This window comes from Rhizobium sp. CAU 1783, assembly GCF_054551725.1.
Genome location: NZ_JBTOLM010000002.1, coordinates 868,882 through 894,939 on the forward strand (window position 1 = coordinate 868,882; position 26,058 = coordinate 894,939).

24 protein-coding genes are annotated in these 26,058 nt (G+C 63.6%); 15 read left to right on the forward strand and 9 right to left on the reverse strand.

The genetic code is table 11. The annotated features are described in order from the left end of the window. Window positions 1–73: 73 nt before the first annotated feature. Window positions 74–1,090, reverse strand: coding sequence for a polyprenyl synthetase family protein (locus ACX93L_RS10940; RefSeq protein ID WP_169590221.1), 1,017 nt, complete (start codon window positions 1,088–1,090; stop codon window positions 74–76). A gap of 107 nt (window positions 1,091–1,197) precedes the next feature. Between ACX93L_RS10940 and ACX93L_RS10945 the strand changes: the two genes are divergently transcribed. The 9 genes from ACX93L_RS10945 to glyS all read left to right on the forward strand — a co-directional run bounded on the left by ACX93L_RS10945 (window position 1,198) and on the right by glyS (window position 10,819). Further along, a complete protein-coding gene (locus ACX93L_RS10945; RefSeq protein WP_169590219.1) occupies window positions 1,198–1,428 on the forward strand; it encodes a putative signal transducing protein in 231 nt (76 codons plus the stop codon). Window positions 1,429–1,430: 2 nt separating this feature from the next. Next, window positions 1,431–2,222: a tRNA1(Val) (adenine(37)-N6)-methyltransferase gene (locus ACX93L_RS10950; RefSeq protein WP_459404861.1), complete on the forward strand. Its 792-nt coding sequence runs from the start codon at window positions 1,431–1,433 to the stop codon at window positions 2,220–2,222. Between the two features lie 82 nt (window positions 2,223–2,304). Next, window positions 2,305–3,171 (forward strand): S49 family peptidase, encoded by an 867-nt coding sequence (locus ACX93L_RS10955; RefSeq protein ID WP_459404862.1) that lies wholly within the window; start codon window positions 2,305–2,307, stop codon window positions 3,169–3,171. A gap of 18 nt (window positions 3,172–3,189) precedes the next feature. Then, a complete protein-coding gene (locus ACX93L_RS10960) occupies window positions 3,190–3,381 on the forward strand; it encodes a hypothetical protein (protein ID WP_169590215.1) in 192 nt (63 codons plus the stop codon). Between the two features lie 197 nt (window positions 3,382–3,578). Then, a complete protein-coding gene (locus ACX93L_RS10965) occupies window positions 3,579–4,538 on the forward strand; it encodes a glycine--tRNA ligase subunit alpha (protein ID WP_169590207.1) in 960 nt (319 codons plus the stop codon). Window positions 4,539–4,658: 120 nt separating this feature from the next. Next, the gene (locus ACX93L_RS10970) at window positions 4,659–5,210 is read left to right on the forward strand and encodes a LemA family protein (RefSeq protein ID WP_459404863.1); all 552 of its coding nucleotides are present in this window, start codon (window positions 4,659–4,661) and stop codon (window positions 5,208–5,210) included. A 34-nt stretch (window positions 5,211–5,244) separates the two neighbouring features. Continuing rightward, window positions 5,245–6,501 carry a 3-phosphoshikimate 1-carboxyvinyltransferase gene (aroA, locus tag ACX93L_RS10975; protein WP_459404864.1) on the forward strand — a complete coding sequence of 419 codons (1,257 nt, stop codon included), beginning with the start codon at window positions 5,245–5,247 and terminating at the stop codon, window positions 6,499–6,501. A gap of 5 nt (window positions 6,502–6,506) precedes the next feature. Further along, a complete protein-coding gene (locus tag ACX93L_RS10980; RefSeq protein ID WP_459404865.1) occupies window positions 6,507–8,438 on the forward strand; it encodes a DUF2207 domain-containing protein in 1,932 nt (643 codons plus the stop codon). 227 nt (window positions 8,439–8,665) lie between these two features. Beyond that, a complete protein-coding gene (glyS, locus tag ACX93L_RS10985; RefSeq protein ID WP_459404866.1) occupies window positions 8,666–10,819 on the forward strand; it encodes a glycine--tRNA ligase subunit beta in 2,154 nt (717 codons plus the stop codon). Window positions 10,820–10,876: 57 nt separating this feature from the next. On the opposite strand, the gene ACX93L_RS10990 is transcribed toward glyS, so the two are convergent. The 4 genes from ACX93L_RS10990 to ACX93L_RS11005 form a co-directional block, all read right to left on the reverse strand. Then, entirely contained in the window at window positions 10,877–11,413 is a 537-nt protein-coding gene (locus tag ACX93L_RS10990; RefSeq protein ID WP_459404867.1) for an SRPBCC family protein, read from the reverse strand. Continuing rightward, window positions 11,410–11,778, reverse strand: a complete 369-nt coding sequence (locus ACX93L_RS10995) for an ArsR/SmtB family transcription factor (RefSeq protein WP_459404868.1) — start codon at window positions 11,776–11,778, stop codon at window positions 11,410–11,412. The genes ACX93L_RS10990 and ACX93L_RS10995 overlap by 4 nt, the downstream gene beginning before the upstream one ends. Window positions 11,779–11,945: 167 nt before the next feature. Further along, window positions 11,946–12,386: an SRPBCC family protein gene (locus tag ACX93L_RS11000; protein WP_459404869.1), complete on the reverse strand. Its 441-nt coding sequence runs from the start codon at window positions 12,384–12,386 to the stop codon at window positions 11,946–11,948. A gap of 54 nt (window positions 12,387–12,440) precedes the next feature. Continuing rightward, a complete protein-coding gene (locus ACX93L_RS11005; protein WP_459404870.1) occupies window positions 12,441–12,707 on the reverse strand; it encodes a hypothetical protein in 267 nt (88 codons plus the stop codon). A 101-nt stretch (window positions 12,708–12,808) separates the two neighbouring features. Here ACX93L_RS11005 and ACX93L_RS11010 point away from each other — a divergent pair, with 101 nt between their 5' ends. Genes ACX93L_RS11010 through ACX93L_RS11025 form a run of 4 tightly spaced genes read left to right on the forward strand, consistent with a single transcriptional unit; the run spans window position 12,809 to window position 15,683 of the window. Further along, on the forward strand, window positions 12,809–13,306 hold the full coding sequence (locus tag ACX93L_RS11010) for a 2-thiouracil desulfurase family protein (RefSeq protein WP_459404871.1): 498 nt from the start codon (window positions 12,809–12,811) through the stop codon (window positions 13,304–13,306). A 53-nt stretch (window positions 13,307–13,359) separates the two neighbouring features. After that, a complete protein-coding gene (acuR, locus tag ACX93L_RS11015; protein WP_459404872.1) occupies window positions 13,360–14,025 on the forward strand; it encodes an acrylate utilization transcriptional regulator AcuR in 666 nt (221 codons plus the stop codon). Window positions 14,026–14,040: 15 nt separating this feature from the next. Then, window positions 14,041–15,033, forward strand: a complete 993-nt coding sequence (gene acuI / locus ACX93L_RS11020) for an acrylyl-CoA reductase (NADPH) (RefSeq protein ID WP_459404873.1) — start codon at window positions 14,041–14,043, stop codon at window positions 15,031–15,033. Between the two features lie 8 nt (window positions 15,034–15,041). Further along, a complete protein-coding gene (locus tag ACX93L_RS11025) occupies window positions 15,042–15,683 on the forward strand; it encodes a dimethylsulfonioproprionate lyase family protein (RefSeq protein ID WP_459404874.1) in 642 nt (213 codons plus the stop codon). Window positions 15,684–15,764: 81 nt separating this feature from the next. Here ACX93L_RS11025 and ACX93L_RS11030 read toward each other — a convergent pair whose 3' ends face one another. From ACX93L_RS11030 to purD, 4 genes are all read right to left on the reverse strand, one after another. Then, entirely contained in the window at window positions 15,765–17,606 is a 1,842-nt protein-coding gene (locus ACX93L_RS11030; RefSeq protein WP_459404875.1) for a methyl-accepting chemotaxis protein, read from the reverse strand. Window positions 17,607–17,954: 348 nt separating this feature from the next. Continuing rightward, complete coding sequence (locus ACX93L_RS11035) at window positions 17,955–19,793, reverse strand: methyl-accepting chemotaxis protein (protein ID WP_459404876.1); 1,839 nt, start codon at window positions 19,791–19,793, stop codon at window positions 17,955–17,957. 440 nt (window positions 19,794–20,233) lie between these two features. Then, the gene (locus ACX93L_RS11040; RefSeq protein WP_459404877.1) at window positions 20,234–20,710 is read right to left on the reverse strand and encodes a plant virulence effector HPE1-like domain-containing protein; all 477 of its coding nucleotides are present in this window, start codon (window positions 20,708–20,710) and stop codon (window positions 20,234–20,236) included. A gap of 114 nt (window positions 20,711–20,824) precedes the next feature. Next, a complete protein-coding gene (purD, locus tag ACX93L_RS11045) occupies window positions 20,825–22,096 on the reverse strand; it encodes a phosphoribosylamine--glycine ligase (RefSeq protein ID WP_459404878.1) in 1,272 nt (423 codons plus the stop codon). Window positions 22,097–22,261: 165 nt separating this feature from the next. Here purD and ACX93L_RS11050 point away from each other — a divergent pair, with 165 nt between their 5' ends. Together ACX93L_RS11050 and ACX93L_RS11055 are read left to right on the forward strand one after the other, a co-directional pair. After that, window positions 22,262–24,580 carry a Tex family protein gene (locus tag ACX93L_RS11050; protein WP_459404879.1) on the forward strand — a complete coding sequence of 773 codons (2,319 nt, stop codon included), beginning with the start codon at window positions 22,262–22,264 and terminating at the stop codon, window positions 24,578–24,580. A 146-nt stretch (window positions 24,581–24,726) separates the two neighbouring features. Then, window positions 24,727–25,983: a class I SAM-dependent methyltransferase gene (locus ACX93L_RS11055; RefSeq protein ID WP_459404880.1), complete on the forward strand. Its 1,257-nt coding sequence runs from the start codon at window positions 24,727–24,729 to the stop codon at window positions 25,981–25,983. Window positions 25,984–26,058: the final 75 nt, after the last annotated feature.

Here is a 26,058-nt window from a genome sequence, read left to right on the forward strand (position 1 = left end):
CAGGATGCGGGATGATTCCTGCACAGAATGGCTTTTTTGAAGCAACCCGGCAAGGCGATCACCCCGCGGCCGGTCAGTTGACGCGGGCGATGCAGAAGTCGATCACATCCATCAGCGCCGACTTCCATTCCGTTTCCGGCAGCGGCGCCAGCGCATCGCGGGCGATCGTGCCGTAATGCAGCGCGCGGGCGATCGTATCGTTCAGTGCGCCGTATTTGGTGATCAGGCCGAGCGCCTTTTCGAGGCGGGCGTCGTCGTTTTCACCCTTCTCGATCGCCTCGCGCCAGAACTCGCGCTCTTCCTTGGTGCCGCGCCGGTAGGCGAGGATGACCGGAAGCGTGATCTTGCCTTCGCGGAAGTCGTCGCCGACATTCTTGCCGAGGTCGGCTGCCTTGCCGCCATAGTCGAGTGCATCGTCGACCAGCTGGAAGGCGAGGCCGAGATTCATGCCGTAGGACTTGAGCGCATTACGGCCGGCCTTGTCGGCGCCTGCGATGATCGGGCCGACTTCGGCCGCAGCCGCAAACAGCGCCGCCGTCTTGGCCCGGATCACGGACAGATAGTCGTCTTCGGTGGTTTCCATGTTCTTGGCGACGGACAGCTGCAGGACCTCGCCTTCGGCGATGATCGATGCCGCTGCCGACAGCACGTCGAGCGCCTCGAGCGAGCCGACCTCGACCATCATGCGGAAGGCCTGACCGAGCAGGAAGTCGCCGACGAGTACGCTCGCCTGGTTGCCCCAGATCATCCGCGCCGTGGACTTGCCGCGCCTGAGGTCGCTTTCGTCGACGACGTCGTCATGCAGCAGCGTCGCCGTGTGCATGAACTCGACGCTGGTCGAAAGCTTGACGTCACCATCGCCCTGGTAGTTGAACATCGCCGCCGATGCGAGCGTCAGCATCGGGCGCAGGCGCTTGCCGCCGGAAGAGATCAGATGGTTCGCCACTTCGGGGATCATCTGCACGTCGGAGCCGGCCTTCGACAGGATGAGCTGGTTTACCCGCTCCATACCGGCTTTCGTCAGGTCCACAAGCGGCTTGATGGATGCCTGTTTGTTTTTGCTTTCCTCAAGCGGTATGACTACGCCCAACGCACCGGACTCCTATTGCATTCTGGGGGCGACAATAAAAAGTGGCAGCATGATGGGCAAGCGCCAATTGTCCGTCGCAAGGCTTTGGCCGAGGTTTTTTGCAGGATATGTACGAGATCATCCGCAGCAATGACGCCGTTCTCCTCTCCTTCGCCGAGAGCCTGATGAAGGATGCCGGAATCTCCTGCATGATCGCCGATCAGGCGATGAGCATTCTGGAGGGCTCTCTCGGCATGCTGCCGCGCCGGCTGCTCGTCGAAGAGGACCGGGCGGACGAGGCCCGGACGATCCTGATCGATGCCGGTCTCGGCGACGAATTGCGCGATCCGAGGGACTGATCGTGCCCGCTTCCGAAACGGTCAGCGAGACCGTCGATGCCTTTCACCGGGGACGTTTCCATCTGGTTCAGCCGAAGGGCAGGGGCCATCGTGCCGGCATGGACGCCATGCTGCTCGCCGCGCTGGTCGATGCGGCAGGGCCTGTGAAGGTTGCCGATCTCGGCGCCGGGGCCGGTGCTGCCGGACTTGCGGTCGCCGCCCGCCTGGACACGGCGCGGGTGACCCTCGTCGAACGTTCGCCGGAAATGCTGGTCTTTGCGGAGAGAAGCCTGAAGCTTCCGCAAAATGCCGGCATTTCGGAGCGTGTCGTGCTGGTCGAGGCCGATGTCACCTTGACCGGTCGCGCCCGTGTTGCGGCGGGCCTTCCCGACGATGCTTTCGATCATGTCATCATGAACCCGCCCTTCAACGACGCGGGTGACCGCCGTACGCCGGACGCCCTGAAGGCCGAGGCCCATGCGATGACCGACGGCCTGTTCGAGAGCTGGATCCGCACCGCCGGCGCCATCATGATCCCCGGCGGACAGCTGTCGCTGATCGCCCGCCCGCAGTCGATCGCCGAGATCATCGACGCCTGTGGCAGGCGCTTCGGCGGGCTGGAAGTCACGCCCGTTTATCCGCGCGCCGGCGAGAATGCCGTGCGCATCCTGGTGACGGCGATCAAGGGCTCGAAGGCGCGGCTCAACCTGCGTGCGTCGCTTCTCATGCACGACGATCCGGAGAGCCATCGGTTCTCGCCCTTCGTCGACGACCTCAACAACGGCCGCGCCACCTATCCCCGCAAGGGACGATGATTTTTGCCGTCCGCCATTGCGTTTGTGGTCCCGCATCTTACATCACGGTGCGACATGAACGACAATGCGAGGTAAGCGAACGATGGCCGGTGTGTTGAAGCGTCTGATGCCCAAGCGGTTCCGCAATGACGGCCTGGTCATCCCGGTGGTTCGCCTGCATGGCGCGATCATGAGCGGCGGCGGCCGTTTCAAGCAGCAATTGAACCTCGCTAGCATTGCCCCGGCGCTGGAAAAGGCCTTTTCGAAGAAGGACAGCCCGGCCGTTGCCCTTTCGATCAACTCGCCCGGTGGTTCGCCCGTCCAGTCACGGATGATCTTCGACCGGATCCGGGCTCTTGCCGAGGAAAAGAACAAGCGCGTGCTCGTCTTCGTCGAGGACGTCGCCGCTTCCGGTGGCTACATGATCGCCCTTGCCGGCGACGAGATCTATGCCGATGCGACCTCGATCGTCGGTTCGATCGGGGTCGTGTCCGGCGGCTTCGGGTTTCCCGAACTGTTGAAGAAGATCGGCGTCGAGCGCCGCGTCTACACCGCCGGCGAGAACAAGGTCATTCTCGATCCGTTCAAGCCTGAAAAGGAAAGCGATATCGAATATCTGAAGGAGCTCCAGCTGGAGATCCACCAGGTCTTCATCGACATGGTGAAATCGCGCCGCGCTAGCCGCCTCGCCGATGACCCCGACCTGTTCTCCGGCCTCTTCTGGACGGGTCGCCGCGGCCTCGAACTCGGTCTGGTCGACAACCTCGGTGGCATGCGCGAAGAGATCAAGAAGCGCTACGGTCGCGATGCGAAGCTGGAACTCGTCAGCGGCGGCAAGGACTTCTTCGGCCGCCGCATGCCGGGCGTCGGCATCGGCAGCGCAGGCCTCGACCAGATCGCCGCATCCGCCGTCTCAGGTCTTGCCGAGACGCTGGAGGAAAAGGCATTGTGGGGCCGCTACGGGCTCTGAAAACGCGCGAGGGGGGACATGTCGCGGATCATCTTTTTCGTCGTTCTCATCGGGGGAGCCTATTTCCTCTACCGCCGCTTCGTGTCCGATGCCGAGAAACTTCAGGCACGATCGAAGGCAGCCGAAAAGGAACGCCAGACCGGCGCGACCGGCACGCTCGTCAAGGACGAGGAGACCGGCGAATACCGCCTGCGCCGCGAGGAGGAGTAAGGTGATCTCAGCGGCTAAACCCGTCCTGCCACGCGGCTGGACCAGTTGGCTCCGGCATCACTGACCGCGATGATCAGCACGGTTCGGCTTTCTTAATCTCGCCGCCGGTCCGCATCGGTCACGCATGACTTGACCGTCCGCCCCCGTCGTGGCACCAGACGCAGCATCCTCGAAGACAAGTTCCGGACGCCATTCCCATGACCGAGACCAGCCTCGCCCCGCATATGGACCCCAAGCGCTCGTTCCAGGCCCTGATCCTGACGCTGCACAACTATTGGGCCGACAAGGGCTGTGCCGTTCTCCAGCCCTACGACATGGAAGTCGGTGCCGGTACCTTCCATCCGGCAACCACGCTGCGCGCGCTCGGCCCCAAGCCCTGGAAGGCGGCCTATGTCCAGCCGTCGCGCCGTCCCTCCGACGGCCGCTACGGCGAAAACCCGAACCGCCTTCAGCACTACTACCAGTATCAGGTCATCCTGAAGCCGAACCCGTCGAACCTGCAGGAGCTTTACCTCGGCTCGCTGGCGGCGATCGGCCTCGACCCGCTGCTGCATGACATCCGCTTCGTCGAGGACGACTGGGAAAGCCCGACGCTGGGCGCCTGGGGTCTTGGCTGGGAATGCTGGTGCGACGGCATGGAAGTCTCGCAGTTCACCTATTTCCAGCAGGTCTGCGGCATCGAATGTGCGCCCGTATCCGGCGAGCTGACCTACGGCCTCGAACGCCTCGCCATGTATGTCCAGGGCGTCGACAACGTCTACGACCTCAACTTCAACGGCCGCGAGGGCGACGAGAAGATTTCCTATGGCGAGGTCTTCCTGCAGGCCGAGCAGGAATATTCGCGCCACAATTTCGAATTCGCCAATACAGAGATGCTGCACCGCCACTTCATCGATGCGGAGAAGGAATGCCAGGCCCTGCTCGCCGCCGGTGCACCGGGCGAGAACGACAATCAGCGCCTGCACAAATGCGTCTTCCCCGCCTATGACCAGTGCATTAAGGCGTCCCATGTCTTCAACCTGCTCGATGCCCGCGGCGTGATTTCGGTGACCGAGCGCCAGAGCTACATCCTGCGGGTGCGCACGCTCGCCAAGGCTTGCGGGGAGGCCTTCCTGCTGACCGACGCCGGCGGCGTCAACTTCGGCAAGGCCGCCTGAGGGGGCTGGGCGGAATGTGCGGTCCTTGTCGACGTTGTCCTTTCCGTCATGTCGCCGCCGGATGACTTCTGCCCGCCGACCGGCTAACGTGCTTCCAAGATAACCGGGAGCCCGATCCGCATGTTCACTACGCTTGCCATTCTCGCCGCCGTCGCCTTGTATGGCGTCTTCGTCTACAACGGTCTGGTCAAGTCCCGCCAGATGACCGAAGAGGCCTGGTCCGGCATCGACGTGCAGCTGAAGCGTCGCGCCGATCTCGTCCCGAACCTGATCGAGACGGTCAAGGGTTATGCGACCCACGAGAAGTCGACGCTGGAAGAGGTCGTCGAGCTGCGCAACAGGGCGCAGGCCGTGCCGTCGGGCGATGTGGCCGGTCGCGCCGCTGCCGAAGGTCTGCTCGGTCAGGCGCTCGGAAGGGTCGTCGCACTCGCCGAGGCCTATCCCGATCTCAAGGCCAACCAGAATTTCCTCGAACTGCAGAAGTCGCTGGAAACGATCGAGGGTGAAATTCAGATGTCCCGGCGCTATTACAACGGTGCCGCCCGCGACCTGAACGTCAAGGTCGACAGCTTCCCCTCCAACCTGGTCGCCGGTCAGTTCGGCTTCTCCAAGGCCGGTTACTTCGAGATCGCCAACGACGCCGACCGCGCCGTTCCGACCGTCAAATTCTAAACGCGGACTTGTTTCGCCCGCTTCGAGACCCAGCATGAAAACCGACAGACTGACCATCCTTCCTCCGGGCCGTCCGCTTTCCGGGCGCGTCAGCCCGCCCGGCTCCAAGTCGATCACCAACCGTGCGCTTCTGCTCGCCGGCCTCGCCAGGGGCACGAGCCGCCTGACCGGGGCGCTGAAGAGCGACGACACCCGCTACATGGCGGACGCGCTGCGTGCCATGGGTGTTGCGGTCGAGGAACCCGATGCCACCACCTTCGTCGTCACAGGTACCGGCAAGCTGAACCCGCCGGCGGAACCGCTGTTCCTTGGCAATGCCGGAACGGCGACGCGGTTCCTGACGGCGGCGCTTGCGCTCGGTCACGGCCGCTATGTCGTCGATGGCGACGAGCACATGCGCAAGCGGCCGATCCGGCCGCTGGTGGATGCGTTGCAGTCGCTCGGGGTTTCGATCGAGGCGCCGACCGGCTGCCCGCCGGTGACCATCGATGCGACCGGCAAGTTCACCCGCAACCGGGTGGTGATCGATGGCGGCCTGTCCAGCCAGTATGTCTCGGCGCTACAGATGGCCGCCGCCTGCGGCTCGGCGCCGTTCGAGATCGAGCTTGCCGGCGCCGACATCGGCGCGCGCGGTTATATCGACCTGACGCTCTCCGCCATGCGGGCCTTCGGGGCGAAGGTTTCGCAGCCGACGCCCGCCTCATGGCGGATCGAGCCGACCGGTTATGTCGCAACCGATTTCCACATCGAACCCGATGCCTCCGCCGCAACCTATCTCTGGGGTGCAGAGGTCATCACCGGCGGTTCGATCGACATCGGCACGCCGTCCGCCGCCTTCACCCAGCCGGATGCCAAGGCCCATGAGGTCATCGCCGCCTTTCCGCATATGCCGGCGGTCATCGACGGGTCGCAGATGCAGGACGCCATCCCGACGATCGCGGTTCTGGCCGCCTTCAACGAGACGCCGGTGCGCTTCGTCGGCATCGCCAACCTGCGCGTCAAGGAATGCGACCGCATCCGCGCTTTGTCGACCGGCCTCAACAACATCCGTGCAGGCCTTGCGGTGGAGGAGGGCGACGATCTGGTGGTGCACTCCGATCCGGCCCTGGTCGGCCAGAGCCTTCCGGCCGCGATCGATACCTTCGCCGATCATCGCATCGCCATGAGCTTCGCGCTTGCCGGGCTGAAGATCCGCGACATCACCATCCTCGACCCCGGCTGCGTCGCCAAGACCTATCCCGGTTACTGGGATGCCCTGGCCTCGCTCGGCGTGAAGTTCAGCCAGGAATAGTCACCATGAAGAAGATGTCCGGCCTGTTTGCGGCTTTCCTCGGCCTTCTGGCAATGGCGGGCCAGACCTGGGCGGCCGAGGTGATCCGCGACTATCACGCGGACATCTCGGTTGCAGCCGATGCCGGCCTCGCGGTGACGGAAACCATCACGGTCCATGCCGAAGGCAACGAGATCCGCCGCGGCATCTTTCGCGACTTCCCGCTCTATGCCACCGATGCCGATGGTCGCCGCACCGAGGTGGATTTCGATCTCGTCTCGGTCGAGCGCGACGGCGAGCCGGAGGCCTATCATACCGAGAGCATTTCGGGCGGCATCCGCATCTATGCGGGCTCCGCCGATGTCTTCCTGGAGCCGGGCGACTACACCTACACGATCACCTACACCACCGGGCGGCAGATCCGCTATTTCGACGATCACGACGAGCTCTACTGGAACGTGACGGGTAATTTCTGGCAGTTCCCCATCCTCAAGGCGTCGGCATCGGTCAAGTTGCCGCCGGGTGTCGAGGCGACCAGGACCGCCTTTTATACCGGCTATCTCGGCTCGACCGCGACCGATGCAACGGTGAAGCGCACAGGAACCGGCCTGTGGTTCGAGACGACCAAGGCGCTCGGCATCGGCAACGGCCTGACCATCGTCGTCGGCCTGCCCAAGGGCGCGGTGGCAGCGCCGTCGAGCGAGCAGGCGACAAAATGGTGGCTGCGCGACAATCTCGGCATGCTGATCGGTATTGGCGGTCTTGTGCTCGTCTTCCTCTATTACCTGCGCTCCTGGGTCACCGTCGGCCGCGATCCGGACGGCGGCGTCATCGTGCCGCGCTGGGATGCCCCCGACGGCATTTCACCGGCGCTCGTCAACTATGTCGACAACAAGGGCTTTTCCGGTGCCGGATGGACAGCGTTGTCGGCGACGATGCTGGAGCTTGCGGTCAAGGGCTATGTGGTGCTCGAAGACCTGGAGACGTCGATCGTCGTCAGGCGTACCGACAAGGCTGTCAAGGAAAAGCTCCAGACCGGTGAGGCGAACCTGCTGAGTTCTATCGGCGATCCAGGCGATGAACTGAAGATCGACAAGGCGAACGGCAAACGCGTCCAGTCCGTGGGACGGCGCTTTCGTGATGCGATCGAGAAGGAGCATCGCGGCAAGTACTACCTCGCCAACACCGGCTACATCGTCGGCGGCGTGGTGCTGAGTGTGCTCTCGCTTGGCGCGCTGCTGATGTTCGGCACCTTTTCCGACGATACGATCAATCTGCTTTTCGCCCCCGTGATGATTGCCATCTTCCTCGGCAGTTTTGCCGTCAGGATCGGGCGCGGCCTGCGCCGCGGTTCGCCGCTCGCCGTCCGCATCATTTCGATCGTCGGCATGGCGATCGTCGGCTTCGTGGCGGCTGCCATGGCACTCTTCACGCTGCTGGCGATCTTCATCGATTTCTCCGAGATCCACCAGTTGCCCGTGCTGGTGGCCGCCGGCGGCATCGTCTTCATCAATGTCCTGTTCTTCTTCCTGATGGGGGCACCGACCCCGCTCGGTCGCAAGCTGATGGACGGCATCGAAGGTTTGCGCATCTACATGACGCTGGCTGAGAAGGACCGGATGAACATGCAGGGCGCACCGAAGATGTCGCCGCAGCATTTCGAGACCCTGCTGCCTTATGCGGTGGCACTCGGCGTCGAGAAGCCCTGGACGGAGACCTTCGAGATCTGGCTCGCCTCGGCGGCCGCCGGCGCCGCTGCTGCAAGCTATCAGCCCGCCTGGTATCACGGCACCCATACGGGTGACTTCGGTGGCCGGATCGGCGGCTTCTCCACCTCGATGGCCTCGACCATCGCGTCCACCCTTCCCGAGCCTCCGAAAAGCTCGTCCTCGGGCTTTTCCTCCGGTGGCGGCTTTTCCGGCGGCGGCGGTGGCGGCGGCGGTGGCGGCGGCTGGTAGGAACGGTCGCTACTGCATGAAACTCACCTCCCCCTTGAGGGAGAGGTCGCCGCAAAGCGGCGGGTGGGGGTGGTCTTTATGCTTGTCTTCGTTTTCCGCCCAATACTCCATGCCAAATTCGCGATTGTGCGAACGGGGCAAATTTTGCTAGCAGGAGCTAGCTTTTTGTTACCCCACCCCGGACCACGGTCCACCCCTCCCGCCGCAGGAGGGTGAGGAAAGAGAACATGCCTGATCTTCTGCTCGAACTCCGCTCCGAGGAAATCCCGGCCCGCATGCAGCGCAAGGCTGCCGGTGACCTGAAGAAGCTCGTCACCGATGCGCTGGTCGATGCGGGTCTGACCTACGAGGGCGCGCGCGAATACTGGACTCCGCGCCGGCTCACGCTCGACATTCGCGGGCTGTCGGCCCGCTCGGCGGACATCCGCGAAGAGAAGAAGGGGCCGAGCGTCAGCGCGCCGCAGGGTGCCATCGACGGCTTCCTGCGCGGTGCGGGGCTCACCTCGATCGACCAGGCGGTGATCAAGACCGATCCGAAGAAGGGCGATTTCTACATTGCCTATCTCGACAAGCCGGGCCGTGCGGCGGAAGAGATCGTCGCCGACGTGATGCCGGGCATCATCCGCACCTTCCCCTGGCCGAAGCCGATGCGCTCGGGTGCCGCATCCATGCCGAAGGGCATGACCTATGCCGGCACCGAAGGGCGTGGCCCGGAAGTGCTGCGCTGGGTCCGCCCACTGCAGTCGATCGTCTGCACCTTCGGTACCGACCATGACGAAACCGTCGTCATTCCCTTCGAGATCGACGGCATCGTCGCCGGCAACGTGACCTATGGCCACCGCTTCCATGCACCCGCCGCCATCACCGTCCGTCGCTTCGACGACTATGTCGCGAGCCTGGAAAAGGCCAAGGTCATCCTCGATGCCGAGCGCCGCAAGCAGATCATCGCCCAGGATGCCGCCAATCTCGCTTTCGCCAACGGCCTCGACCTGGTCGAGGACGAGGGATTGCTGGAAGAGGTCTCCGGTCTCGTCGAATATCCGCACGTGCTGCTCGGCACCTTCGAACAGGACTACCTGTCGATCCCGGCCGAGATCATCCGGCTGACCATCAAGACCAACCAGAAGTGCTTCGTGACGCGCCCGCATGGCGCGACCGAAGGCCTGTCGAACCACTTCGTTCTCATATCCAACATCGAGGCGAAGGATGGCGGAAAGGAAATCATCCACGGCAACGGAAAGGTCGTGCGCGCGCGCCTGTCCGACGCCAAGCATTTCTGGACCCGTGACCAGGGCGATTTGCCTGACCTCGAGACGCTTAAGGCCTCGGCCGAAAAGTTCGGCCTGGACCTCAAGAAGCCGCTCGACCAGCGCATGGCCAAGCTCGATGCGCTCAACGTCACCTTCCATGCCAAGCTCGGCACGCAAGGCGAGCGCGTCGCCCGCATCCGCGCGCTGGCCAAGGAACTGGCCCCGGTCGTCGGCGCCGACGAAAAGCTTGTCGACCGCGCAGTGGTTCTGGCCAAGGCCGACCTTCGCACCGAAGCCGTCGGCGAGTTCCCGGAACTCCAGGGCCTGATGGGCCGCCGCTATGCGGCTCTCCAGGGCGAAGACGCCTCGGTCGCCGCGGCGATCGAGGATCACTGGAAGCCGAACGGTCCCTCCGACCGCCTGCCGGAAGACAAGGTCGGCCTGACGGTCGCGCTCGCCGACAAGCTGGACACGCTCACCGGCTTCTGGGCGATCGACGAAAAGCCGACCGGTTCCAAGGACCCCTATGCGCTTCGCCGCGCGGCGCTGGGTGTGGTGCGGATGATCTTGGAGAAGGGGATCCGCATCAATCTTGCGGGCTTCGCGAAGGATCCGGATCTGCTCTCCTTCTTCCACGACCGCCTGAAAGTCTATCTGCGCGATCAGGGTGCCCGTCATGACCTGATCGATGCCGTGCTGACGCCTGAGGCCGACGATCTTCTGATGGTCGCCCGTCGGGTCGAGGCGCTGACGGCCTTCATCACCTCGGAAGACGGCATCAACCTGCTCGCCGGCACCAAGCGCGCGACGCAGCTGCTCGCCGCTGAGGAGAAGAAGGGCACAGTGGTGGCCGACGGCGTGTCGGACGCGCTCTTCAAGCTCGATGCCGAACGCAACCTCTTCGCCGCCGTCACCGAAGCGACCAAGGCTGCCGCCGACGCCGTGGCCGGTGAGGATTTCCGCTCCGCGATGCAGGCCCTGTCGAAGCTGCGGGCTCCGGTCGACACCTTCTTCGAGGACGTGCTGGTCAATGACGACGACGCGGCCATCCGCGCCAATCGTCTGGCGCTGCTGAAGGCGATCCGCGAGGCGACCGGAACGGTCGCGGATTTCTCCAAGATCACTGGCTGACACAAACAAAGGCCCGGTCTGAACCGGGCCTTTTCTGCTTCATGAGGTCGCTTGGGGTCAGGCCGGCAGCAGTGTTTCGTACTCTGTCTTGAGCTGGGTCCAGCGGGCCCAGAAGTCTGGGCGAGGCGTGCCGGCGACGACGGCGGCAAGCACGTCGAGATGGGCATGCCAGCCAGCCGAGACCATCAGGAGCATGGCGCGATCGGAGACACGGCGGTGGGTGACGGTCAGGACGACCTCGCTGCCCTTTTCGATCAGGGTGAAGCTCACCTCCGCCTTCTCGCCCCAGGTGAAGACGAGCCTGCGAGGTGGCTCGACCTCGACGATCCGGCTCTTCATGCTGTGCTCCTCACCAAAACCTTCGGGACGTGGGGTCGCCGGCCCGTCGGCAAGGCGATCGTTGCGCCACGTGAGCTCGAAGCCTTCCCCGGCGGCGAGCGGCATGTCGCCCGATGCAAGCCATTTGGAGCGCAGTTCGCTGTCCGTCATATAGGACCAGATGCGCTCGATCGGCCCCGGCAGCACGCGCCGGATCATCAGTGTCGTCGGATCGGAAAGGGTGCCGTAGTCATTGCGGACTGCCATGTCGTTCATCGCTTTTCTCCTTCTCCCGGATCTTGGTTCTTTGCGGCGTCTTCCGCGCGGATCAGCTGTTCGAGCACGTCGAGGCGGCTCGTCCAGAAATGTTCGTACTGGCGCAGCCAGTCATGGGCGGCGGCGATCGGCGCCGGCGCGAGCCGGCAGAGATGCGTACGCCCGCGAATTTCGCGGCGGACCAGCCCTGCGCCTTCGAGCACCTTGATGTGCTTGGATGCCGCGGCGAGCGACATGTCGAAGGGTTCCGCAAGCTGGCTCACGGTCCGTTCGCCCCCGGAAAGGTCGCGCAGCATCTGCCGGCGCGTGGTGTCGCCAAGGGCGTGAAAGACGGCGTCGAGTTCTGATGCGTTATAATCAACCATGTGGTTGAATATAGCGGCTGGGAGAAATTAGTCAACCGTTCGGTTGAATGAATTGGCGGTGCCCCTCCGCGTGCCGCTTTTTCGCCTGTGAAACCGCCCCGGGGGGGCGTGGCGGCTCCTGAAAAGGCAGGTTCGGCCGGACAAAGCTGCCGGCCGAACCGAACACGTCAGAGAAGCGGCAGAATGCGATGCTTCCACGCCTCGATCATCGCTGGAAAGGCCGGCCCGGACATAGCCTCGATCACGGCGTTGCCGGTCGGGCTCAAGCCCGTCGATCGGTAGCGGATCTCCACCGAGGTTCCGTCCTCCTCCGGTCGGCAATGCACGTCGACAAGCACGGCACGGACGCCGGGCGAGATCCGGCTGTAGCGTATCCGATGGTCATCTGGGTCGTGGTCTGCAACGATCCAGATCGTCGCCTCTCCGCCGTGGCCGGTCGAAAAGACCGTTCCTTCGAGTGAGCCTGCGGTGGTCCGGTGGAAATACGCGGGCGACCAGTCGTCGACCCAGAGACGTTCTCCTTCGGGCGTGAAAAAGCCGAAGCAGTGTTTCGGTGTGCCGGGAAGATGGATGGTGTGGCGTTGATCCTGGTGAAAACTCTGGAACATGGTGTCCTGTCCTTTTGAAGATTGAATGTTCAAGGACCAGGATTGGCATCGGCTCTATTCTCCCCGCCGATCCGTAAGCCTGTGGCTGTGTTCGGCCGTAAGGTCGAGGCCGTAGATGGCGCTGAGACGGCGAATGACGTCGAGCGTCTCCCCGGAAAAAGGGCTTTTGCCTTCGAAGCTGTGCAGCAGAATTCCCTCGATGAGGTCGCCGAGGGTCATATCCTTGTGCTCGGCAAGGCCCTTGAGGACCTTGATCAGACGCTTTTCCAGCCGGACGCCGGTCTGGATGCGTTCCACGGGAACGGATGCGGAGGGGGGCATGATAGGCTCGTTGGTATCTTGGTACATTGGTAATGTGCTCGATGCGAGTGCCCGAGTCAAGCCGCTGGCCTCGGCGCATCCGCCGGTTTAGAAAGGTCGGCATGTCTCACAAGATCCTCATCAGCGCCTGCCTGCTCGGACGTCCGGTCCGCTATGACGGCAAGGGCAAGCCCCTTCATCATCCGGCCGTAGAGCGCTGGAAAGCGGAGGGGCGCCTCGTCGCTTTCTGTCCCGAACAGGCAGGTGGTCTGCCAACGCCGCGCCCGCCGGCCGAGATCGAGCAAGCGATGGGCGCCGGTGACGTCCTTGCCGGTCGGGCCCGCGTGATTGAGAACACCGGCGCGGACGTCACGGCCGCCTTTGTCGAGGGTGGGAGGAAGGCTGTTGAGTTTGCGCGCGCCAACGGCTGCGCATTCGCGCTGCTGATCGACGGCAGCCCCTCCTGCGGGTCGGCCTTCATCTACGATGGCAGTTTTTCCGGCAAGCGTCATCCGGGCGAGGGTGTGACGGCGGCACTCCTGCGGCAGGCCGGCATCGAAGTCTTTTCAGATCGCGAGGTCGAGCACCTCGAAAGCCGCCTGGCCGGTCCGGACGCATAGGCGGTACCAGGGGGGGGCTTTATTTAATAGACGGATTGGTCTATTAAATATCCATGACTTCTTCGAGCGCCACCAGAAAGCATACTGACGCGACCGTGACCCCGGATACGCCGAGGAAGCGTGGTCGACCGCCGCGTCATCCGGAGGATGCCGCCGCAAGGCAGAAGCTGATCCGCTCCGGCCTGATCTTCCTGACCGAAAAGGGCTATTCGCCGGTCGGGATCGACGAGATTCTCGAACATGCGGGCGTGCCGAAGGGCAGCTTCTATCACTACTTCAAGGGCAAGGCCGATTTCGGCAGTCAGCTGATCTCCGCCTATCACGACTTCTTCGCCGCCAAGCTCGATCGCTGGTTTCACGATGCGAGCCTCTCACCCCTCGATCGCCTGCGTGCCTTCGTCGCCGATGCCGAGGCAGGCATGGCCCGGCATGAGTTCCGACGCGGCTGCCTGATCGGCAATCTCGGCCAGGAAATGGGTGCCCTGCCGGAAGCCTATCGAAGCCAGTTGACGGAAGCGCTGGGCGACTGGCAGGGCCGCACCGCCGGATGCCTGGAGGCCGCGCAGGCCGCCGGCGAAATTGCGCCGCATCATGACACGGCTGCTCTCGCCGCCTTCTTCTGGATCGGCTGGGAGGGTGCGGTCCTGCGCGCCAAGCTTGAGCGCCGCGCTGATCCGCTTTCGACATTCGCCAATGGCTTCTTTGCCCTACTGACCTGAAACCGGGAGACCACTATGTTCGATGCAATCGTCATTGACAAATCCGAGGCCGGGCAGACCGTCCGCCTCGTTCCGATTACGGAAGAGCAACTGCCGGAAGGCGACGTCCTGGTCGACGTCGCCTGGTCGACGCTGAACTACAAGGATGCCCTTGCCATGACCGGGGCTTCGCCGGTGGTGCGCAGTTTCCCCATGGTGCCTGGCGTCGACTTTTCCGGCGTCGTGGCCGAGAGCAACAATCCCGCGTTCAAGCCCGGAGACCGGGTCGTGCTCAATGGCTGGGGCGTCGGGGAAAAGCACTGGGGCGGCCTTGCCGGCAAGGCGCGCGTCCGGGGAGAATGGCTGGTGCCGCTGCCCGAAGGCATCAGCCTGCGCCAGGCCATGGCGATCGGAACGGCCGGCTATACGGCGATGCTCTGCGTCATGGCGCTCGAACGTCATGGCGTGATGCCGGACAGCGGCGAGGTCGTGGTGACCGGTGCTGCCGGCGGTGTCGGCAGCGTCGCCGTCGCCCTTCTGGCCGCCCTCGGCTACAACGTCAGCGCCGTGACTGGCCGTGTCGCCGAGGCGGATTACCTGAAGGCGCTCGGCGCCACCACCATCATCGACAGGGCAGAACTGTCCCAGCCGGGTAAGCCCTTGGCCAGGGAGCGGTTCGCCGGCGCGATCGACGTGGTCGGCGGTGTGGTGCTCGCCAATGTGCTGGCGGCCATGCGCTACCGCGGCACGGTTGCCGCCTGTGGCCTCGCCGGCGGCATGGATCTTCCCACCACGGTAGCCCCGTTCATCCTGCGCGGCGTGACGCTGGCGGGTGTCGACAGCGTGATGTGCCCGACCTCCGAACGCATTGTCGCCTGGCAGCGGCTGGCGCGTGAACTCGATTTCACCAGGCTGGAGGCCATGACCACGGAGCTGCCGCTTGACGAAGTGATCGCCATCGCGCCGTCCTTCCTCGAGGGCAAGGTGCGTGGCCGTGTGATCGTGCCGATCAATCCGGCGCTCGGCTGAGGCGCGTGATGCGGCAACATCTCTCCGATGCACCCGACTGGCGCTATCTCGTCCAGGAATTCCACACGCTCTATAGCAACGCGTCCTGTGGTGGCAGCGAGCCGATCCGTGGCCATCTGCGCCGGGTCGTCGATGCGCTCGATGCCGTGCTTGCGGAAGATCCGGAGGTTCTTCCCCGCACACCCGAGACGCGGCCGGTCACCGCCCATCTTGCCAGAGCGCTCGATCTAGGCGCTCGCAACACGATGGCGGGCCTCGGCCAAGCCCTTGCAAGGGTTCGTGGCGGACTGACCTGGGAATATGGCTATGCCGAAGTCCCGGCGGCTCTGGCGTCGAACTATGCCTATTGCGAGATCCTCGGACCGCAGGGGCCTGTGAAGGCCGACGGCCTGATCCTCGGCTTCGTGCTGTTTGCGCCCGACACCGTCTATCCACAGCACAGCCATCGCGACATCGAGGAGAGCTATATCTCGGTCGCCGGCAACTGGTCGCAGAACGATTTCGGCGTTCATGCGCCGGGCTGCCTGGTCTTCAACCCGCCCGGAAACGAGCACCGCATCACGACGGGGTCCGACGACCCCTGCTTGCTGGCATGGGCTTGGATCGGCCCCGCCGAACGCCTGGCCGCGCCGGGCATGGTCTTCTCCTGATACGGGCAACGGCAAGGGAAGAAACACGAAAGCCGCCGGGAGTGTTCCCGGCGGCTTTCGTTCTGGTAGTGAATGCCCGCGTCAGCTGGCGCGGCGCATCTGCTGCGCCATGTCCTTGAGTGATGACCCGGACTGCGCACCGGCATTGGAGACCTTGAAGCTGCGGATCAGCTCGAGCAGGTCGCCGGTGTCGTTGGCGAGAACGTCGGCGGATGCCGTCGTCTCTTCGGCCATGGCGGCATTCTGCTGCGTGGCGGTGTCCAGCTGGTTCATCGAGGTCGAGATCGAGCGCAGCGTGGTGTCCTGCTCCTGGGCGCTGTGCGAGATCTTGCTGACGATCTCGTTGGCGTCGGCGATCTGGTCGGAGATGCGCTTGAGCGCTTCGCCGGCCCGTCCGACCAGCTGCACGCCCTGTTCGACCTGCGACGAGGATCGGGCGATCTGGTCCTTGATCTCCTTGGCGGCCGCGGCCGAACGCTGGGCGAGTTCGCGGACTTCCTGCGCGACGACGGCAAAACCCTTACCGCTTTCGCCCGCACGGGCGGCCTCGACGCCGGCGTTGAGAGCCAGCAGGTTGGTCTGGAAGGCGATCTCGTCGATCACGCCGATGATCTTCGAGATCTCGGACGAGGAGTTCTCGATACCGCTCATCGCGTCGATGGCGCGTGAGACGATCTCGTCGCTCTGCCGTGCCTCGGTGGACACGCTGCTGACGCGATTGGCAGCTTCGCGAGCACCTTCCGCCGTCTGGCGAACGGCAACGGTGAGTTCGTCGAGTGCCGCCGAGGTTTCCTCGAGGTTGGCGGCCTGGCGCTCGGTGCGCTGGGCCAGTTCGCCCGAGGCGCGGCGGATTTCTTCCTTGCTCACCGCGATATCGTTACCCTTCAGGTTGACCCGGCCCATGGCCTCTTCGAGACGGCCGAGCGCTTCGTTGAAGTTGTCGCGAAGGGTGGCGTATTTCGGACCAAGATCGCCGCAACGGACGGTGAGGTCGCCATGGGCGAGCTCGGCCAGCGCGGAACCGATGGTGGAGACGACGCGGGCCTGCTGGGCGGCGTCGGCCTGCTGCATGTCGGCATTCTGCTGACGCTCGGCGTCGAGCTGATGCTGCTGCTCCTCCTGGCGGGCGGCCATGGCGTGACGCTCGCGGACCTTTTCCTGCAGCGCCTTGGTGGCCTTGGCCATCATGCCGACTTCGTTGCCCATGTCGGTGTGCGGGATTTCGATCGAGACATCTTCGTCGGCAACCGCGCCGAGCGCACCATGGATAGCGGCGAGCGGGCGGGTGATGCCGCGGATCACGAGTGCTGCGGCGATCAGGGTGACGATCAGCACCAGGGCGCCGATACCGACGGCCTGCAGCGTCATCGTGCGGATCTGGGCCTGAAGGTCGTCGATGTAGACGCCTGTCGCAAGCACCAGCTTCCAAGGCTCGAAGGCCTTGGCATAGGAGCTTTTGAGGTAGTTACCTTGCGGGAAACCCGGCTTGACGGTGCTGTAGTAGTTGACGATGCCGCCGCCGGCGCGGCCGGTCGAGACCATCTCGTCGCGATACATGCTGCCAGCCGAATCCGGCTTGCCCTTGCCGCTTTCGCCTACCTTGCTGGCGACAGGATGGATGCGCATCACGACGTCGAAGTCGTAAGCGAAAATGTATCCGTCCACGCCGTATTTGATGGCGGAGACTTCCCGATAGGCCTGTTCCTTGGCGGCTTCGGGCGTCAGTTCGCCTGATTTTTCCCGATCATAATAGGACTGCATGATGGAGAGCGCGGCATCCACCTGGTAGCGCAGCATGGTGTAGCGCTCGGCATAGATCGCATTCGTGGCGGTGTGGATCTGGTAATAGACAAGTCCGGCGGCAGCGATGACCAGGCCGCAGACCAATAGAATCAGTTGTCGCGAAATCTTGAGGTTCTTCATCTTTGATGTCTCGGGAGGAGGCTTGGGGGGATTGGTCAGACGCGCTCGATGATGGATCGCATGCTGGTGAACGTCGGCAGGGGCCGCGCGCATCATCGCCTTCGGCTTCGTCCCTTCAAGGCAAAGAATAGAATCGAATGGAAAACGAAATGATAAAATTTATCGACTGAAACAATTATCATACTTAACTTTGAATTTTTTAGGGACATCTAATCCACGCGGTTGGTGGATTCTTAAATTGAACATCCGGGAAATTCTCAAATTAAACTATAGTAAAAGCCATATATACTCATAGGCCGCCGGGGTCTCCCCCGGCGGCCTTTGTGTCATTTGTTGGAGCTGCCTGTCTCAGCCGGCCATGCGCATGCGCTGGGCCATTCCGCTGAGCGAGGCGGACTGGGCACCGGTTCCAGAGACGCGGAAGCCGCGGATGAGGTTCAGGAGTTCCTCGGTGTCGTTGGCCAGCGCCTCGGCGGACGCCGTGGTTTCCTCGGCCATCGCCGCATTGTGCTGGGTTGCCGCGTCGAGCTGGTTCATCGACGAGGAGATCGAGCGCAGCGTGGTGTCCTGTTCGGTCGCCGAATGGGCGATCTTGGTGACGATTTCGCTCGCCGCCTTGATCTGGTCGGAGATGCGCTTCAGGGCCTCGCCGGCTTCGCCGACCAGCTGTACGCCGTTCTGTACCTGGCCGGACGAACGCGAGATCTGGTCCTTGATCTCCTTGGCGGCAGCAGCCGAACGCTGGGCGAGTTCGCGCACTTCCTGGGCGACGACGGCAAAACCCTTGCCGCTTTCGCCCGCACGGGCGGCCTCGACACCGGCGTTGAGGGCCAGCAGGTTGGTCTGGAAGGCGATCTCGTCGATCACGCCGATGATCTTGGAGATCTCCGAGGAGGAGTGCTCGATGCCGCTCATCGCGCCGATCGCTTCCGCCACGACCGCATCCGAACGGGAGGCTTCGGTCGAGATGGTGTGGACGCGCTTGGCGGCTTCCTGGGCGCCTTCCGCCGTCTGGCGGACGGCGACGGTGAGTTCGTCGAGGGCTGCCGAGGTTTCTTCCAGGTTGGCGGCCTGGCGCTCGGTGCGCTGCGACAGTTCGTTCGAAGCGCGGCGGATCTCTTCCTTCGAACCGGAGATGTCGACGCCCTTGGCATTGACCTTGGCCATGGCGGCTTCGAGATGGGTGAGGGCTTCGTTGAAGTTGTCGCGCAGAGCGGCATACTTCGGGCCGAGATCGCCGCAGCGGATGGTGAGGTCGCCGCGCGCGAGTTCTTCGAGTGCCGCGCCGATGGTGGAGACGACACGGGCCTGTTGCGCGGCCTCGGCCTGCTGCATGTCGGCATTCTGCTGGCGTTCAGTGTCGAGCTGGTGCTGCTGCTCTTCCTGACGGGCGGCCATGGCGTGACGTTCGCGGACCTTTTCCTGCAGCGCCTTGGTGGCCTTGGCCATCATGCCGACTTCGTTGCCCATGTCGGTGTGCGGGATGGCGATCGACACGTTCTCGTCGGCAACCGCGCCCAGTGCGCCGTGAATGGCGGCGAGCGGCTTGGTGATGCCACCGATGATGAAGTAGGCGGCGATCAGACCGAGCAGCACGACGCTGCCGCCGATCATGACGGCCTTCCAGATCATCGCGTTGATCTTGACCTGCAGGTCGTCGATGTAGACGCCGGTGCCGACGACGACTTTCCACGGTTCATAGGCAAGGCTGTAGCTGGCCTTCAGGAATACGTCGCCTTCCTTGCCGCCGGGCTTCTCCCAGAAATATTCGGTGACGCCGCCGCCGTTGCGGCCCGTTGCGACCATCGCGTCGCGGAACATGTTCCCCATCTTGTCCGGCTGGCCCTTCTGGGAGAGGCCGACCTGCTTCTGGATGGGATGGAAGATCATCGTCACGTCATAGTCGAGGCCGAACAGATAGCCGTTCGGTTCGTACTTGACGGAGGTCAGAGTCTTGAAGGCCTGAGCCTTGGCGTCTTCCAGCGAGAGTTCGCCGGCTTTGACGCGCTCGTCGAAGCCCTTGATGATCGAGATGCCGGCTTCGGTCTGCGTGCGCAGCATGTCGTAGCGCTCGGCATAGATCGATTCCGAAGCGGAGCGAATCTGGAAGACGGTGGCCACGCCGAACGCGAGCATAAGGGCCCCGATCAGCATGAAGAGTTGGTGGGAAATTTTCAGGTTTTTCATAGGTCCTCGCTCAATCGAATGGTCCGGTCGGTATCCTACCGATCCCTGCGAGGTCTCTTGGCGCTCGCCAGCGCACCCATCATGGGGCTACCGGGTTATGCGCCCAGAATTGGGCGGAGTGTGTAAAATTTGAATTATAGCGTGCCGACTATAAGTTAACCCTCAGTTTTCACAGGAAAATAGTGTCAAATGCGACTGCATTAGGCCTGACCTAAATATACAAAACTAAAGGATAAATTAGAAAACGCGCGTTTACGGGTGTGGTAAATGCGACCTCCCTCCAACGTTCTGGCGGGCCTCGTCTCGTCTCCGGTCGGGCGACCTTTACGTTCAACGACCAAACGCCCCGGCAAAGCCGAGGCGTTTGTCCCGCATCGTCTGCGGATTGCCCGTGCAGCCCGGATCGTATGGCTGGAGTGGGGCAGGGAAGCGGGCAGGCCTCAGTTGAGGCGCAGTTCGTAGGTCGAGACGTCGAGGGCCTTGGGAGACGTGGCCCCACCCATCGACGCGGCAATGGGGGCGGCTGCACCGGTGCTCGAAACGGCAGCCGTGGTCGCGTCGACGTCGATGCCGTCATCGGGAAGGGTTGCCGAGGCAGCGATTCTGGTGCCGTCGGTCGACCAGCCTTCTGCCGAACTGATGAACACGACCGGAGAACCGCCGAGCCAGGCTTCGGCCCGCTTCAGCTTCTTCTCACCGTCGACCTCGATGATTTCGGCGGCCTGCGATCCGGGTGCGACCTGCGGCACCTTGTAGGCCTTGGCGTCTTCCGCCACTTTCGGGGCCGGGCAGTTCGTGCACTTCATCACGACGATGCTGGTGTTTTTCGGCGCTGCGGAGCCCACGACCTCGATCGACGAGGCGAATGCCGGGCCGCCGGCGACCAGAAGAACAGCAGTCAGAAGAAGCTTGCGCATGGCGAAATCCCCGAATTGTTTGAAGGAGATTTAGCCGACGAATGTTGCCATCCGGTCAGATGGATCGTTCGAATTTTATCGATCTGCGCTTTTTTGCCGGATTTCGGGACGAAATCAGCCCTTGTCGCGCCCGATCGCCCGCCAGCCGATGTCGCGGCGGCAGAAACCGTTGTCCCATGAAACCCGGTCGACGAGCGCATAGGCCGCCTTCTGGGCGTCCGCCACGGTCGTGCCGAGAGCCGTTGCATTCAGCACGCGCCCGCCGGTCGCCACCAGCTGCCCGTCCTTGATCGAGGTGCCGGCATGGAACACCTTGGCGCCATCGCTTGCCTCGGGGAGCGAACCGATCGGCGTGTTCTTTTCGAAGCTGCCCGGATAGCCTTTGGATGCGAGCACCACCGTCAGCGCGGTGTCGTCGTGCCATTCGGCGGAGACTTCATCGAGACGGCCGGTCGCTGCAGCATGCAGGATCTCGAGCAGGTCGCTCTTCAGGCGCATCATCAGCACCTGGCATTCCGGATCACCGAAGCGGACATTGTATTCGATCAGTTCCGGCCCCTTGGCGGTGATCATCAGCCCGGCGAAGAAGACGCCCGAGAACGGCATGCCCATTTCCGCCATGCCGCGCATGGTCGGTTCGATGATTTCCTTCATGGTCCGCTCGACCATGTCAGGCGTCATTACCGGTGCCGGCGAATAGGCGCCCATGCCCCCGGTGTTCGGTCCGGTGTCGCCGTCGCCGACCCGCTTGTGGTCCTGGGCGGTCGCCAGCGGCAGAAGCGTCTTTCCGTCGGAGAGGCAGAAGAAGCTTGCTTCCTCGCCGTCGAGGAAGGCCTCGACCACGACTTCTGCCCCGGCCGTGCCGAAGGCACCCTCGAAGCAGTCGTCGATCGCCGAAAGCGCCTCCTCAATCGTCATGGCAACCGTTACGCCCTTGCCGGCCGCAAGCCCGTCGGCCTTGATGACGATCGGCGCGCCCTGGGCACGCACATAGGCCTTCGCCTTCGGCGCATTGTTGAAGCGCTGATAGGCGCCGGTCGGAATGTCGTAACGGGCGCAGACATCCTTGGTGAAGCCCTTGGAGCCTTCCAGCTGGGCCGCGGCAGCCGACGGGCCGAACACGGCAAAACCCTCTGCCCGCAGCTGGTCGGCAAGCCCGGCCACCAGCGGGGCCTCGGGGCCGACGATGACGAAGTCGATTGCATGGCCACGGCAGAAGGCGAGAAGGCCCTCGTGATCGTCGACGCCGATAGGGACAAGCGTCGCATGATCGGCGATACCGGGATTGCCGGGAGCGGCGAAAAGCTTGGTGAGGCGCGGCGATTGTGCCAGCTTCCAGGCCAGTGCGTGCTCGCGTCCGCCCGAACCGATCAACAGAACTTTCATCGCCCGTCCTCCGAATGCCGTGGGAATGCCCGGCGGTTAAGGGCAGGGGGCGCAAAGGTCAAGGAAAAACCCAGAAGCTCTGCATTCCTGTGGAGGGGCCGCGCGATTTGTTGCCTTCGCCACAGTCGCGGCTATGGTCGCCGCTCGTGAATTTGGAGAATGCCCATGGCCGACGATTTGAAATCCATCGCCGCGATCATCGCCACCGAAATCAACGCCCGGCCGGAACAGGTTCTGGCGGCCGTCGAGCTTCTCGACGAAGGTGCGACCGTTCCCTTCGTCGCCCGTTACCGCAAGGAAGTGACCGGCGGGCTGGATGATACGCAGCTGCGCAATCTGTCCGACCGTCTTGCCTATCTGCGCGAACTGGGCGCCCGCCGCAAGGCGATCGTCGAATCCATCACCTCGCAGGGCAAGATGACCGACGAGCTGATGCGCAAGATCTTCACCGTCTCGACCAAGGCGGAACTCGAAGACATCTATCTGCCCTACAAGCCGAAGCGCCGCACCCGCGCCGAGATCGCCCGCGAAAAGGGTCTGCAGCCGCTGGCGGACGCCATCTGGGCCGATCGCACCGCCGATCCCGCAAAACTGGCCGAAGGCTATGTCACTGCGGACGTGCCGGATGTGAAGGCAGCGCTCGAGGGCGCGCGCGACATCGTCGCCGAGGCAATTTCGGAGAACGCCGACCTCATCGGCCGCCTGCGCAATGACATGAAGGATCGCGCGATCCTTTATTCCAAGGTGGTCGAGGGCAAGGAAGCGGCCGGCGAGAAGTTTGCCGACTATTTTGCCCATTCGGAACGCTGGGCGACCGTGCCCGGTCACCGCGCGCTCGCCATGCTGCGCGGCTGGAACGAGGAGATGCTGACCTTGTCGATAGAGGTCGACAAGGACGATCCGTCGCCGGTCAAGCCAGCCCAACGCACCATCGCCGCCGCCTTCGAGATCGGCCAGAAGGGACCGGGCGACCAGTGGCTCATGGACGTCGCCGGCTGGACCTGGCGCGTCAAGCTCTCCGTCTCGCTGTCGCTCGACCTGATGCGCGAGCTCAGGGAGCGCGCCGAGGAAGAGGCGATCCACGTTTTTGCCCGCAATCTGAAAGACCTCCTGCTCGCCGCCCCCGCCGGCTCGCGCCCGACCATGGGGCTCGACCCGGGCATCCGCACCGGGGTCAAGGTCGCCATCGTTGATGGTACGGGCAAGCTGCTCGAAACGACGACCGTCTATCCCTTCCCGCCGAAGAACGACGTGCGCGGCACCCAGGTCGAACTCGCGGGTCTGATCCGCAAGCACAAGGTCGAACTGATCGCGATTGGCAACGGGACCGGCAGCCGCGAGACGGAAAAACTGGTCGCCGACATGCTGTCGCAGTTCCCCGCAACCGCGCCGAAGCCGACCAAGGTCATCGTTTCGGAAGCCGGCGCCTCGGTCTATTCGGCCTCCGAGACCGCGGCAAAGGAGTTCCCTGGCCTCGATGTGTCGCTGCGTGGTGCCGTCTCGATCGCCCGTCGCCTGCAGGATCCGCTCGCCGAACTCGTCAAGATCGAGCCGAAGTCGATCGGCGTCGGCCAGTATCAACACGATGTCGACCAGGGCAAGCTCGGCCGCTCGCTCGATGCTGTGGTGGAGGATGCGGTGAACGCCGTCGGCGTGGACCTGAACACCGCCTCCATTCCGCTTCTCGCCCGGGTGTCCGGTCTCGGCGGATCGATCGCCGAGGCGATCGTCACCCATCGCGACCAGACCGGCCCGTTCGAGAGCCGCAAGGATCTTCTGAAAGTGCCGCGCCTCGGCGCCCGCACCTTCGAGCAGTGCGCCGGCTTCCTGCGCATTCCGAACGGCAAGGAACCGCTCGACGCATCGTCCGTTCACCCGGAAGCCTATGGGGTCGCCAAGAAGATCGTCGCCGCCTGCGGCCGCGATCTTCGCAGCCTGATGGGCGACAGCGCCCTGCTGAAGAGCCTCGATCCGAAGAAGTTCATTGACGAGCAGTTCGGCCTGCCGACCGTCAGGGACATCATCGCCGAGCTCGACAAGCCGGGCCGCGATCCGCGTCCGAGCTTCAAGACGGCCACCTTCGCCGACGGCGTCGACGAGATCACCGATCTCAAGGTCGGCATGCTGCTCGAGGGAACGGTGACGAATGTTGCCGCCTTCGGCGCCTTCGTCGACATCGGTGTGCATCAGGACGGGCTGGTCCACGTCTCCCAGCTCGCCGACCGTTTCGTCAAGGATCCGCACGAGGTGGTGAAGGCTGGCGACGTGGTGAAGGTCCGCGTGGTCGAGGTGGACGTGAAGCGTAAGCGCATAGCGCTCACCATGCGCAAGGATGTCGGTGAGGCACCTCAGCCGTCGATGCGCGATGCCCGCGGTTCGGCAAATGCCATGCGCCATGCCAATTCCCGGCCGTCAGCCAAGCCGGACACCCCGGCGATCGGCGGCCTTGGCGCCGCGCTCGCCGAGGCCATGCGTAAGAAGTAGGTATCGAGGGGAGGCGCGACGCGCCTCCCGTTCCCCCGGCCATTCAAAAATTATGAATCGTCTATAACGATCTCTTGCTTGCCTGCCCCGGCAAACGCGCTAGTTTTTAGTCGTTTGAGTAATTTAAGCCTTTTTGGGGGACAGGAATGACCTCGAAGTTGGAAGGATTGCTGAAAAGGATAGTGCGTTCCGGATCGCTTGAGGTGACCTTCGCCGATGGGCGGCGGGTGACGTTCGGTGACGGAAGTGGGCCAACGGTCGCCCTGCGTTTCGCCGATGCGCGAACCGAAGAAGAACTCTTCACCGACCCGCAGTTGAAGCTCGGCGAGACCTACATGGACGGGCGGCTCGTCATCGAGGCGGGCGACATCTACGCCCTTGTCGCGCTCATCAAGTCGAACACGCTCGCCGAGGATCTAACCTTCGGCATGATCTGGCGGGGTGTGGCGCGCATGGCGTTTGCAAGACTGCGTAGCCTGCTGCCGGTCAACCACAACCGCCGCAACGTTGCCCATCACTACGACCTTTCCGCCGGGCTCTTCGATCTCTTCCTTGATGCGGACTGGCAATATTCCTGCGCCTATTTCCAGCCGGAAAGCCTCTCCCTCGACGAGGCGCAGGTCGCCAAGAAACGGCATATCGCGGCGAAACTCCTGCTTGAGGAGGGGCAGAGGGTGCTTGAGATCGGCTCGGGTTGGGGCGGCATGGCCATGTATCTGGCCGAGGCCGCTGGCGTCGAGGTCAGCGGCATCACGCTGTCGAGCGAACAGCTGAGAGTTTCCCGCGGCCGTGCCGACAAACGCGGCCTCGCGGGGCGGGTTCGTTTCGACCTACAGGATTATCGCACGATGAAGGCTGCACCGTTCGACCGCATCGTCTCGGTCGGCATGTTCGAGCATGTCGGGCGTGCCAGCTACGGCCTGTTCTTCCGCAAGGTTGCAGAACTGTTGAAGGAGGATGGCGTGATGCTGCTGCATTCGATCGGCCAGCCTTTTCCGGCGCGCGTCAACAACCCGTTCATCGAGCACTACATCTTTCCCGGCGGCTACATACCGTCGGTGGCCGAAGTCCTGCCCGCAGTCGAGAGGGCGGGCTTGCTGGTGCGCGATATCGAAATCCTGCCGCATCACTATGCCCGCACGCTGAGGCTCTGGCGCCAGCGTTTCCTTGCCCGACGGGAGGAGGCCGAGGCCCTTTACGACGCGCGCTTCGTCCGGATGTGGGAATTCTATCTCGCCGCTTCGGAAATGGCCTTCACCCATGAGAACTTCTTCATCTTCCAGATGCAGATCGCCCGTAGCAATGCCGCCATTCCGGACAATCGCGACTATATCGCCGAGCGCGAGCGTCTTCTCGCCGGTTTCGACGCGCGCCGCGCGCCGCTGGAAAAGGTGGTGTTTTGAGACGATGGCAAGCCTTCCGACTGCCGGGCGGAGATCGCCAGGCGGCCGTCCGTCTTGGTTAAAGCTTCCGTAAAA